11 protein-coding genes are annotated in these 12129 nt (G+C 57.8%); 8 read left to right on the forward strand and 3 right to left on the reverse strand.

Features of this window, described 5'->3' with window-relative positions; all coding sequences use genetic code 11:
• The first annotated feature begins 61 nt into the window (after positions 1-61).
• The 4 genes from UH5x_RS11325 to UH5x_RS11340 are packed head-to-tail and all read left to right on the forward strand — an operon-like array spanning position 62 to position 3717.
• Positions 62-955 carry a polysaccharide deacetylase family protein gene (locus UH5x_RS11325; protein ID WP_047814937.1) on the forward strand — a complete coding sequence of 298 codons (894 nt, stop codon included), beginning with the start codon at positions 62-64 and terminating at the stop codon, positions 953-955.
• Between the two features lie 38 nt (positions 956-993).
• Complete coding sequence (locus UH5x_RS11330; protein ID WP_482635968.1) at positions 994-2184, forward strand: glycosyltransferase family 4 protein; 1191 nt, start codon at positions 994-996, stop codon at positions 2182-2184.
• A gap of 13 nt (positions 2185-2197) precedes the next feature.
• Complete coding sequence (locus tag UH5x_RS11335) at positions 2198-2803, forward strand: lysophospholipid acyltransferase family protein (protein WP_047814938.1); 606 nt, start codon at positions 2198-2200, stop codon at positions 2801-2803.
• A 2-nt stretch (positions 2804-2805) separates the two neighbouring features.
• Positions 2806-3717, forward strand: coding sequence for a hypothetical protein (locus UH5x_RS11340; RefSeq protein WP_482635713.1), 912 nt, complete (start codon positions 2806-2808; stop codon positions 3715-3717).
• Between the two features lie 32 nt (positions 3718-3749).
• Here UH5x_RS11340 and UH5x_RS11345 read toward each other — a convergent pair whose 3' ends face one another.
• From UH5x_RS11345 to UH5x_RS11355, 3 genes are all read right to left on the reverse strand, one after another.
• Positions 3750-4964, reverse strand: coding sequence for a hypothetical protein (locus UH5x_RS11345; RefSeq protein WP_482635714.1), 1215 nt, complete (start codon positions 4962-4964; stop codon positions 3750-3752).
• Between the two features lie 65 nt (positions 4965-5029).
• Positions 5030-6379 (reverse strand): 3-keto-disaccharide hydrolase, encoded by a 1350-nt coding sequence (locus UH5x_RS11350; protein ID WP_482635715.1) that lies wholly within the window; start codon positions 6377-6379, stop codon positions 5030-5032.
• 32 nt (positions 6380-6411) lie between these two features.
• Positions 6412-7584, reverse strand: coding sequence for a sulfotransferase family protein (locus UH5x_RS11355; protein ID WP_047814941.1), 1173 nt, complete (start codon positions 7582-7584; stop codon positions 6412-6414).
• 258 nt (positions 7585-7842) lie between these two features.
• Between UH5x_RS11355 and UH5x_RS11360 the strand changes: the two genes are divergently transcribed.
• From UH5x_RS11360 to UH5x_RS11375, 4 genes are all read left to right on the forward strand, one after another.
• Positions 7843-8163, forward strand: coding sequence for a MazG nucleotide pyrophosphohydrolase domain-containing protein (locus UH5x_RS11360; protein ID WP_008663028.1), 321 nt, complete (start codon positions 7843-7845; stop codon positions 8161-8163).
• Positions 8160-10490, forward strand: a complete 2331-nt coding sequence (locus UH5x_RS11365) for a hypothetical protein (protein ID WP_482635716.1) — start codon at positions 8160-8162, stop codon at positions 10488-10490. Before UH5x_RS11360 ends, UH5x_RS11365 begins: the two co-directional genes overlap by 4 nt.
• 45 nt (positions 10491-10535) lie before the next feature.
• Positions 10536-11474 carry an ABC transporter ATP-binding protein gene (locus UH5x_RS11370; RefSeq protein ID WP_047814943.1) on the forward strand — a complete coding sequence of 313 codons (939 nt, stop codon included), beginning with the start codon at positions 10536-10538 and terminating at the stop codon, positions 11472-11474.
• A gap of 100 nt (positions 11475-11574) precedes the next feature.
• Positions 11575-12108 (forward strand): 3-hydroxyacyl-ACP dehydratase FabZ family protein, encoded by a 534-nt coding sequence (locus UH5x_RS11375; protein ID WP_047814944.1) that lies wholly within the window; start codon positions 11575-11577, stop codon positions 12106-12108.
• The last annotated feature ends 21 nt before the right edge of the window (positions 12109-12129 follow it).

The raw sequence follows: 12129 nt of genomic DNA on the forward strand, positions 1-12129 counted from the left end.
TCACCCCCCATGGCATCGTAGCGTTTGCCAAAGCTTCCCCACGCTCACCGCCCAAGACACCATGCAATTGCTCCGCTCCCTCGCGATCTCCACACGTCTGGCGATTCAAACGCCTTGGCGACGTCGACAATTGAAGCGAATGTCAGACCAGGGTCAGGCCCCGATTTCGGTGCTGTTTTATCACCGGGTCGCCGACGAGCCGATCAATCCGTGGACGATTTCAAAGCGGGACTTTGAACGCCAGGTTGACTACTGCCGCGAGCATTTTGAATTGATCTCGCTGCAAGAAGTGCAGCGTCGACTCGACACAGGCCACTCGCCTCGGCCGGCGGTTTCATTCACCTTCGACGATGGCTATTCCGAAAACTGCGAATTCGCATTGCCGCTGATGATCCGGCACCGGATCCCTTGCACGTACTTTGTGACCACTGAAAACGTCCGTCACGGACACCCCTTTGAGCACGACCTTCGCCTGGGTCATCCGTTGCCAATCAACACGGTCGAACAAATCAAAGCGGCCGCTGACAGCGGCATCGAGATCGGACTGCACACGGCCAACCATGTTGATTTCAACCGGGTTCACACAATCGAAGAGCTGAACCAAGAAATTGTCGAAGCGAAAAACAACTTGGAAGAGATGATTGACCGACCGGTTCGCTACCTCGCCGTTCCATTCGGCTTGCCACAACAAATGCGTCCAGCTGTCATCGAGACCGCCCGGCAATGCGGTCTCAAAGGAATCTGCAGTGCCTACGGTGCGTACAACTTGATCGGCGATGACTCCTTTCACATCCGACGCTTCCACGGGGACCCACAATTCAATCGTCTCCGCAATTGGTTGACCTATGACGAACGCAAGAATCGTCGACGGCCCACTCTGCCAGACCAAGATGTGCTGAACATCGAACCCGAACTCGCTGCCAAAATCCGCCACCCCGAACTTGCTTTCTCATGAATTCGTTTTCTCAACCCATTCAGCGACCGTTGAAATGCATGTTTGTCATCACCAGCATGCCGGTCGGCGGCGCCGAAACGCTGCTGGTGAACTTGATGCGGCGAATGGATCCAAGCGTGATCCAACCGGAGGTCATCTGCCTGAAGGAACCTGGACCACTCGGAACGGAAATTGCAAACGAGTTCCCCGTTCACAGTGACCTCATTGGTGGCAAGTACGACATCGCGGTGCTGCCCCGATTGGCACGCTTGCTGCGGAAGCGAAACGCCGACGCAGTGATCACCGTGGGTGCCGGTGACAAAATGTTCTGGGGACGCTTGGCTGCGAAGCTGGCTGGCGTGCCTGTGATCGCGTCCGCGCTGCATTCCACGGGTTGGCCCGACGGCGTTGGAAGATTGAATCGCTTGCTCACCCAGATCACCGACGCGTTCATTGGGGTTGCCGAATCACACGGTGAATTCCTTCGCACGTTCGAAAGATTTCCCGCGAACAAGGTCCGCGTCATTCGCAACGGAATCGATTGCGAGCGTTTTCATCCCTCCGCTGAATGCCGCACTTCACCCGACGTTCGGAAAGAACTCGGCTTGGCCCCCGAAACCCCGTTGATCGGAATCGTGGCAGCCCTGCGGAGTGAAAAGAATCATTCGATGCTGATTCAAGCAGCAGCCAAACTGCGGGAACGACACCCCGATCTTCACACGCTGATCATCGGAGAAGGGCCCGAACGAGACACGATCGAACCTTTGATCGAACAACTCGGGCTCACCGATCGAGTCCATCTGCTGGGCAACCGCAGCGACACGCCTCGCTTGCTCGCCGCGATGGATGTGTTCACGCTCTGTTCGCTCAACGAAGCCTCCCCGGTTTCGATTTTGGAAGCTCTGGCCTGCGAAACCCCCGTGGTCGCGACCGATGTGGGCTCCATTTCCGAAACCGTTCTGCCTGGAAAGACAGGCGAGTTGGTCCCCAGCGAGGATGTGAATTCATTCGTTGCCGCGATCGACCGGTTGCTCACGAAAGACGACTTGCGATCGCAATTGGGCCGAAATGGTCGTGAATTGGTCCAAGCCACCGGTTCGCTGCAATCGATGGTCGATGGCTACCAAACGCTCGTTCATGAGATTTTTGCCGAGAAATCCCGAGCCAGCCAACCGGCCTTCGTCGCCGAAGCCGCTCCAAGAACTCGATCCGCTGCAATCAAGGGTGCTTCGAGGGTACCGGTTAGCTGAGTAAACTGGTCGCATGACACTGACCAGCCACATCATCGTTCTGCTCGCCAAGATGTTCAGCGGCTTCACCGTTCGATGGGTGGATTGCCAGCCGGACACCTGCCAACGAATTTACTTTGCCAACCACACCAGCCACCTCGATGCAGTGGTTCTCTGGTCGGCGCTGCCGCACGAAATCCGCTCGCTGACCCGACCCGTCGCCGCGAAAGATTATTGGACCGGAAGTTGGTTCAAAGAACACATCGCACGCAGCTTCAACGCACTGTTGATCGACCGCAAGGAAATCAAGGTCCACAAAAGCCCGATCGACATCATGATCCGGCAAATGGGCGACCTCTATTCGCTGATCGTCTTTCCCGAAGGCAGCCGCTCAGCGGGTGAAGAGATGAGCGACTTCAAAAGCGGCCTGTACTACCTGGGCAAAAAACGCCCGGACCTCGAATTGGTTCCCGTCTACATCGAAAACTTGAACCGAATCTTACCGCGTGGTGAAGTGCTGCCGGTGCCCTTGCTCTCATGCATCACGATCGGTGCTCCTATCTTCTTGGAAACCGGTGAACCCAAAGCCGACTTTTTGCGCCGCGCTCGCCAAGCGGTGCTTCAACTCAAGGAAGTCTGACCATGTCGACACACCCCAACGATCCGTTTCATTCCGGCTCCCCAGTTCACCCGAACGCCGATCCCAACGCTGCGGTGCAGCCCGTCAACAAATCCGGTTGGGGATGCTTCCTATGGGGATGCTTGGGAACACTGACCGTCGCGGTCGTCGTGATGATCGCCAGCATGTTCGGTGTCTACTACTTTGTCACCGGACAAGTCGAAAAGTACACCGACACGCACCCCGCCGATGTTCCCGTGGTCGATTGGGACGAGGCACGCCTGGATGAACTGCAGGCCCGGATCGACGCCTTCAGCGACCAAGTCAAATCGGGCTCGCCGGAAGATTCCAGCGGCGCAGATCCGGATGGCGAGGCTGCAACCGACGGCGGTGGTGATGCCGCGAATGAAGTCGAAGAATCAGCGGTCCCCGCCGATCTCCCTCGAGAATTGCGTCTGACCAGTGAAGAAATCAACGCTTTGATCTCGTCCAACGAAGAACTCCGAGGCAAAGCATTCGTTCGCATTGAAGATGGGCGACTGTATGGCCAAGTCACACTGCCGACCGACCAAATCCCCGGTGGCAAGGGTCGCTTCTTCAACGCCGACGCCGAATTCGAAGTCTCCATGAACAACGGCGTGTTGGTCGTTCGCCTGACCAGCGCCAGCGTCAAAGGCGAACCCATTCCCGAAGCCTTCATGGAAGGATTCTCCCAGCAGAACCTCGCCAAAGATGCTTACGACGATGTCGAGACCGCAGAGCTGCTGCGGAAGTTCGACAAAATCGAAGTGGTCAACGATGCCATCGTGCTGCAGTTGCGAGAACCCGAGTGTGAAACAACCGATTCGGAAGACTCCAACGACGAAGAATCACCTGCTGAAACCGAGAGCCCGGAAACGGAAGCCGCTGCCGAAGAAGCCGCTGTTACCGAGTGACCAGAAGTCAATCGGTTGCCAATCCCAATCGTCTACGGGACGAACCAATACGCCTCACCGGCCGCCTGAAATTCATCCGGTCGTGTCCACCATTGCTCGTCCCGTTCGCCCGTCCAGCGGTCGGACGCGGACTGCACTTTGCCCCGAACCTGGTTCTCGATGCCGCTCTGCTGGATCAGTTGATTCGCGAGCGCCCATTGATACCTGGCCTGCGGAACCGCGGGCACACCGCGAATGGCGAGCGACAACGAACCAAGACGCAGGTCGTGCCAACGATCCGCATCTTCGTCAGCGCCAACCGCTACTTGCCAGGCTGCTGGCAATCGTTCGAGCGCTGATTCATGCACTTGCAGGGACACACGGCTGCTGTGGGGTGAATACAACGCCCAGGCCAACCAGTGATCCCAGTAGCCGCTGCGTTCAAACACCGGCATCACCAAAGCCACCGCCACGGTCGCCCAAGTCAACCAACTCGCTAACCAACTCGCCAACCAACCCACCGGGCGTGGCTCCGACTCAGCGTCCCGGTCGGGTTCCAGTGCCGGCCCAGCAAACAACCACCACGCCTGGATTGCCATCACCACATTCCAAACCATCACCCCGGGACTGTGCCCCAGCCCCAACGGAGACAACACCGTGAGCAAACCAAGGTGCATCGCGGTTGCCATCCACACCCCCAGCATTCGCGTTCGGGACCAGCACAGAGCGAACGCAACACACAGCTCAAATGCGGGGAAGCTGGCCGCAGCAAACAAACGCGTTCGCACCGGCCACGTCGAGACATCGACGCCCACCCACTGCAGCGGAGCCCGCAGAAAGTCTTGCCCCACGGTGTGCAAGAACTGAAAGTCAAACTTGCCGACCGCGCTGAACACATACACGCTGATCGTCAACAACCGAATCAAACGAAAGGCTGGCTCCGAGGCCTGCCCCGATTCATTTCGCGGAGCAAGCGTGAACAAGACCGCATACAGAAACGATTGGTAAACCCAAGGCTGCAATCGATGCTGGTCCAACACCACCGAGATCGCAAGTGACGCGGCAATGATCGGCCACGCCCATCGCGCCCGACCGAGCCCGACGATGACCCAACACGCGATCACAATCACACCGGTGATCACCGTTGAGATCAGGCCGGTCGCTTGCTGAGCCAGGCCAACGTTCGCAAGATCGAACATTGGCACGGCGGGATAATCCCCCGCCCCCGTCCAGCCCGCTGGCAACCACAACCGAAATGTTGCGGCCATCAACGCGAGCAACGCGATGGCCCAAAACGCTTCAAACCTGCCTCGTGTCCGCCTCGTCGTCACCACTACTCACTGCCTTCTGCGGCGGTCTGCACGGCAACGGCGATCTGACGATAAGTCGCTTGCGTCGTCTTGTCGTGACCTTGCACGATGATCGATCCTGGCTCCAGTCGAAGTCCACGACGTGGGTTTTCATCCGCCTTGCGAGTGTCAACGATATCGGTCACTTGAATTCCATTGACCCACGTCGCGAAGTGGTTGCCTTCGGCGACCAGCAGGATTGAATTCCAACGCTCAGGTTCCCCTGCAACCACGCGAGCGTCCTGGCGACGGAAGATCCCACCCGCACCACAATCAGCGGGCTTCAACGGGTTGCCATCGATCAGCTCGTTGCTGACCTGGCACTCGTACCCCATCATTTCGTCGCCCGGAATGGCACGAAAGAACAAACCTGAATTGGATTTTGGATCGTCCATTTTGTAGTCAGCCAACATGACAAAGTCGCCGAACACAGCGTCTGTCTCGAGCTGTTGCTTGCCGCCATCGACCACCAAATGACCGTCGTCGTCGATTCGGTACTCACCTTCCATGCCTTCCCGAACGGTCCAACCTTCCAAGCCATCGGCCAGCAGATTCTTCAGTCCCAACGGACGCAACTGGATGTCTTTGAAAGCGATTCGGCCTTCGCGATGCTGCAAACCGATGTAACCGGTGGTGGGCCGCGTCGCGTCATCGATTTCGCAAGTCACGGTTCCGTCGATCGTGACTCGGAGCGTGGCCCCGTCGCACAAGATGTTCATCGTGTGCCATTTTTCAGGGTCGGTGTCAAACGTCTCGCCCTTTGCTCGCTCGACCACGCCACCGGTTGGAAACGGGTTCGACGGCGGTGCGATGTTGACTTCGTAGCAATCCGCCGTGACGTCTTGTGGATCCAGCGTCGTGCGGACAAACACGCCCGAGTTCGTGTCTTCATCGCACTGGAACTGAAGTTCCAATTCGTAATCACTCCACTGCGTCGACGTGGTCAACAAACAGTTCTCGCCTTGATCGGCCACGATGGTCTCATCTTCCACTCGGAAGTTGGCTTTGCCACCAATCGCCCAACCAAACAAAGTGTGCCCATCGAACAATCGAATCCAGCCCTGTTGGGTGCGCTCGATCGGCAGACGACTGGCCAACAACTTTTCTGCATCCGCTTCAAACACAGGCGGCTCAAAAGAGGCTTCGGTGGAATCCGAGGAAGCCTCTTGCGTGGCATCACCATTGCCGGACGTTGACGAAGCCTCGTTAGCTTCCGCCTGATCGGCGGTCGAATCCGTCCTGGACGAGGAGCATCCGGGAAACATCATTCCTGCCAACAAACAAACGGTCAGCGGGAGGACACAAGACGAGCGTGCAAAAATTAGGTTCATCATTTTCCAAACGATTCAATGAATGCCAAGAGAGATCAGCGGTAGCCGTACCGGTCAAAGTAATCGCTCCAGCGGTCCAGCAAGTGTTTTTCTTGCTCGGGATCCAACTGGTGCGTGTTGGTTTTGTATTGACGATGTTCGTTCTCGGCCCAATCTTGAATGTCTTCGCTGACCGTATCGAAATCACTCAGCCGCAACGATTCGTAAATTTTCCTCAGCGTGCCGACCGGTTCCGCGATCAAATCCTCATAGCGAATGTCGATGATGTGATGCTCATCGATTTCTTGACGATCGGCATGGAAGGAGTCGTACATCTTGGTCAAACAAGTCAGCACGTACTCATCCAGGCCTTCTTCCTTGCTGGTTTGCAAGGACTGCACTTCGTCCAAGCTTCGCCACAACCGGCAGGTGCTCGGAAACAGCGCCCGGGGATCGCGAGTGATATGAACAAACTTGGCTTGCGGGAACGCGCGGGCCAGGTGACCGATGCGGCCAGTGTGGGTGGGACTCTTGATCACCAGCGGTCGATTCGTTGAAACGCTGACTCGCAACAAGAACGAACGCAACGTGGACATCCAGTTTTCGCGTTCTTCCTCGGTGATGTCATTCAGGTCCAAGTACTCCATGTCGACCTGCTGTTGCCGTGGAAACGCGATCCGACGGTAAGGTGACGGGACACCCAAATTCATGAGCGCGAACTCGTCTTCTTGGGGACGGTCCCAACCGGCGTCCATGTTGTCCATCGGCCGTTTGCCCGGCAGCAACCAACTCGCGAATTTCCGGAAGAACCACTGGGTCACCAAAAAGTGCGAGGGCGCAAAGCACTGGAATGTCGAGGGGCTGCTGAATCGTTCATCGCGAACCATCAATTCGTGCAGCAGCGTGGTGCCGCTTCGCCAGTGCCCCACGATGAAGACCGGGGGCCCGTGCAATTCCGCTTCTCGCAACCGTCGCGCGAACAAAACGTTCTGCAGGCACGTCAACAGCGTGTTGATGAACGTTGTCAGCGAAACGCTGATCACCATCGGAACGCGCGAGGGACTGATTTCGAAGTTGCCACTGCGCAACAAACGCCACCATGCGGCAGGACGCATCCCATGCCAAAAACGGGGGCTGTAGAACGGGTACGAGTTCAGCTTGGCCGGTTTTGGGTTCGCCGAGGGGGCGGAAGGCGTTGGAGAGACTTCGGGTTTCGAACTGGATTCCATGCGACTGGTTGCAAGTGTGCCGAAGTTTGGTGGAACGGAAGGGGACAGCGTGACACAAGAAGGAGGCATGCCAAGGTGCCTCGCGGTTCCGATTCGGGTCGCTAGAATACGCCTCCCAGCCGAATTGGCCTATCATCTGAATGGATCGAACCTAGATTTTTTGCGTGTTTCGAGCTTCCAAGTCGCCTGATCCGCAATTTCGAATTCAATCTTCCGCTCGGCTCCGCCGAATTCCGCCTTCTCCGCCCGACCTCCTTCATGACGTCTCCCAGCAAAGATCTCTCGATCGCGGATCTGCAAAAGCACATCCACCGCATGTATTACGACAAAGATGTCGCGCGCGGTGTGGACGGCACGTTCATGTGGCTGATGGAAGAGGTCGGGGAACTCGCCTCCGCCCTTCGGGGGGACGACCGAGAAAACCTGGCCGAAGAGTTTGCCGACGTCATCGCCTGGCTGTTCACGATCGCGAATGTGGCTGACATCGACTTGGCAGACGCCTTGTCCAAGAAATACGGCAACGGATGCCCTGGTTGTGGCCGATTTCAGTGCGAATGCAGCCTGAGTGAAAAACCATGACCCAAGGCAATCCACTGTCTCATCCCCGAACCACTCGCCCCACCAGCACCACTTTGCTGGCATTCGTTCTGGTCCTGGTGCCCTGCGTGTTGGCGACCAACAGCAGCGCCCAGGAACCCGTCTCCCCCAGCACGCAGGCCAATTGGGCAGGCATCCAAGGGCATTACCGTCCCGGGCAGTGGACCGCGGTTCGCTTGAAACCCTCGGAAGCGGAGTCAACCTTTGGCAAGGCGATTCCGGTCGAGCAACTCAGTGACTTGTTGATTGAAACCGTTGACGGCGACGGCGCGGTGGTCACCTATGAACAACCCAGCCTTGCCGAGGACTCGCCGTTTGCACTCGTCATTCCCGGCAGCGAAGCGGCTCCGATCATCGTTCGATCCGGCGATCAGATCCTGGCCCGGACTCGGTTGCCCGAATTGGGTATCCCGGCCAACGGCCCCTCGATGATCCCCTTGGGCATGCCCTGGGTGATGGTCTTTGGCGACCCCCTGGGCATCGACACCGTCGGCGTGAATGAGTTGCTCAGTCGGGAAGCTTCCGTCGCGGTGACCCGCATCCAAGACCCCGCGGCGGTCCCGGACCATGCTTTGGCGCTCGACGGGATCGACCTCTTGGTGGTCAATGCGGCCGGAATTCCGATCCTGAAAGAACTCAGTCCCTCGCAGCGTACCGCGATCTCACAATGGGTCCAAAACGGCGGCGAAGTCCTGCTGACATTGGGCGAGAAAGCCGAATCGCTGTTGGAATCCGCTGACTGGTTGGCGGACTTGCTCCCCAGTTCCGTGGCCACCGCTGAAACCATTCGCCTCGATCCATCTGGCCTGGAAACTTTCACCAGCAGCCAAACTCGGCTGCCTCCATTCGAAGGCCTGCAACTGCCCAAAACGTTTGGCCGCGATGGCGTTGGCGAAATGCTCATCACAGGCCGCACCAGCCGCCGGGTCAGTCTCCCGTTCGCGGTTCGTTACGTGTCTGGCTTTGGCCGAATCACGGTGCTCGCCGCCGACTTGGAGTCCCCCGCTTTCGCCGAGTGGCCGCAGCGGATGGACTTGGTCATGCTGCTGATTGGCGACTCCCTTCGGCATGCGGACGAAGACAACGTCAGCGAAAGCATTCGGCTCAGTGGATTCGCTGACCTCGCCGGTCAAACTCGCGCCACACTGGATCGTTTCGAGCTCAAACGACCATTCAGTTTTGCGATTCTGGCAGTGATCATCGGATTGTTGATCGCCTTGGTCGGCCCGCTGGATTACCTGCTGATGCGAAAGTTCAACCAGCGTGCCTGGATTGGTTGGCTGACATTCCCCGTCGTTTCGGTGGCGTTGTCGATCGGCCTTTGGATGGCCGCTCAACCGCGAATCGCTGCGGAAACCGGCACCACAGATGTGCCTGAGACCGCTCCGGCTGCCGTGGACGACGCGTTGCTTCGGACCAACTCGATTGAGTTCGTGGACATCGATGCCGAATCTGGATTTGGCCGCTTGTTTCGTTGGGCGTTCGTCTACTCGCATCCATCCAGCCGCGTTCGGATCGCGACTCGAACCACCGCCGAAACCCAAGCGGTCGCGGACAAGTTCCATCACCAAGTCTTGGCGCCGTTTGGAACGCCGAGCCTCTCGATGGGAGGCATTCAAATTGAGTCTTCCGGGAAATCCTGCAGCGTTTTGCTGAATCAAACCGATCCATCGTCGCCCCTGAGCAGCCAAATCGCAGGCATGCATTTGGCACCACGAAGCAGCAAATCGATCGCACTGCAGACGCAGTTTTCGACGGACATGCCGCAGCAGACGCTCCAACGACGACGTGGCAGCGAACTCCTCAACGGCAAACTCATCAACACGCTGCCAGTCGACTTACTCGACGGCATGCTGATCTATCAAAACTGGGTTTACCTGCTTCCGACACGACTCCCCGCCGGTTCGCAAATCGACGAAATTGACTCGCTTCGCCAGAAGAACTTCCGCTGGCAATTGTCGCGGCAACGCGCCTTGGAAAGCAATTCGGAAGGCGAATCCTGGGATGTGACCACCGTCGACCAACCGCGGCGATTGGCCGAAATGTTGATGTTCCACGACGCCGTTGGCGGACCGCGATACACCGTGCTTCGCAATGAGGTGCTCAGCCACCTGGACTTCAGTTCACTGCTGACCGCGGACCGCTGCATTTTGGTGGGACGCTGCCGATCGCCTTGGTCGGAATTGGTGGTGACCCCCGAATCGGCCGATTCTGACAGCACCTCCCAAACCGCGGCGTCGCTGGCGACTTCCGAGCAATCCAATTCCTACGTCCGTTTGGTTTTGCCGGTCGAAGAAGTCCGACGTTGATTGAATTCCCCCGTTTGTTTCCCTTGTTCTGCATCGTGCCGGCTCGTGATCAAGACAGTTGACCTGACGAAAAAATACGGCGACGCGTTCGCGATCCGCGCCATTGATTTGGACCTGGAAGCGGGCGATTTGTTCGGTTTCATTGGCCCCAATGGGGCTGGCAAAACGACGACGATGCGGATCATCGCCACACTGTTGGAACCCAGCTGGGGCGAGGCCTACGTGTGCGGCCACAGCGTCCACACGCAGCCCAAGGAAATCCGGCGATTGGTCGGCTACATGCCCGACTTCTTTGGCGTGTACGACGACATGACGGTGGTCGAGTACCTCGAGTTTTTCGCCGCGGCTTACCGGATCGGCGGAGAAGCCCGTCGCAAACGCGTCAATGAAATGCTGGAAGTTGTCGACCTGGACTTCAAACGCGACGCCTATGCCAACACGCTCTCACGCGGGCAAACCCAGCGTCTGGGACTTGCGCGAACACTGCTGCATGACCCCCAAGTCTTGCTGCTCGACGAGCCGCTTTCTGGACTGGACCCGCGGGCTCGGATTGAGATGCGGAACCTGCTGCGCAGGCTCGGTGAGATGGGCAAAACGGTGATCGTCAGCAGTCACATTCTGCCGGAACTGGCCGACGTGTGTAACAAAGTGGGAATCATCGACCGCGGGGAACTCAAACAGAACGCTCGGGTGACCGAGGTGATTCGCATGGTCCGCGAACACACGGTGCTGATCATCCAACCCAGTCAACGCGAACAAATGGCCCGGATCGCGGAGCTTTTCGAGGGGCACCCCTTGGTTCAGTCGACCCAGCCGGGCGACGATGCGGTGCGAGTGATTTTGAACAGTGACACGGACGACTACACCGAATTGCCCAAGTTGCTGATCGACAACGGCATCGGTTTGAAGCGATTTGCCGAAGAAGAATTGGACCTGGAATCCGCCTTCATGGCCCTCACCAAGGGCACCAGCACCCGCATGTGAGCGTCCGAGCAGACAAATTTGGCCGAATCGGGCGTTTGAGTGCCATTCTGTACCGATTCTGTGGTTGAGGCGTTTTGGGCGGGGTACTAAGTTACGCGGCATGAAATACCGCCAAATCGACCGAATTACCGAACTGACGCCCGGCCAACGCTTGGTCGGTGAACGAACTTTGGCGGCAGACGAAGAGTACCTCGCCGACCATTTCCCCCGATTCCCCGTCATGCCCGGCGTGATGATGCTCGAAGCATTGCATCAAGCCGCCGTGTGGTTGGTCCGAATGTCGCCCGAGTTTGATTCCGCTTTGGTGCTTCTACGAGAAGCCAAGAGCGTCAAATTTGGTGATTTTCTGTCGCCCGGTGAGACACTGACGGTGGAAGCTGAGATATTCAAACGCGACGGAGCGTTGACGATTGTCAAAGCCAAAGCTCGCAAAGGCGACCGGACGACCGTTTCAGCCCGTTTGATCCTTGAGAGCTGCTCTAGTGGCGACCCGGAACATCTTGGTACCGACGCGGACGTTCAACGACTCTCTCGCGAGCAATTTTTTTCCCTGTTCAGCGACTCCCCCGCCGCGATGGCCCTGCGCCGTCCCGGCGAGAACATTTCGCCGACCATGACCCCTCACTCTGTTTGAAACACACTTAGGATTAGGAAC

This window comes from Rhodopirellula sp. UH5 (assembly GCF_056839225.1).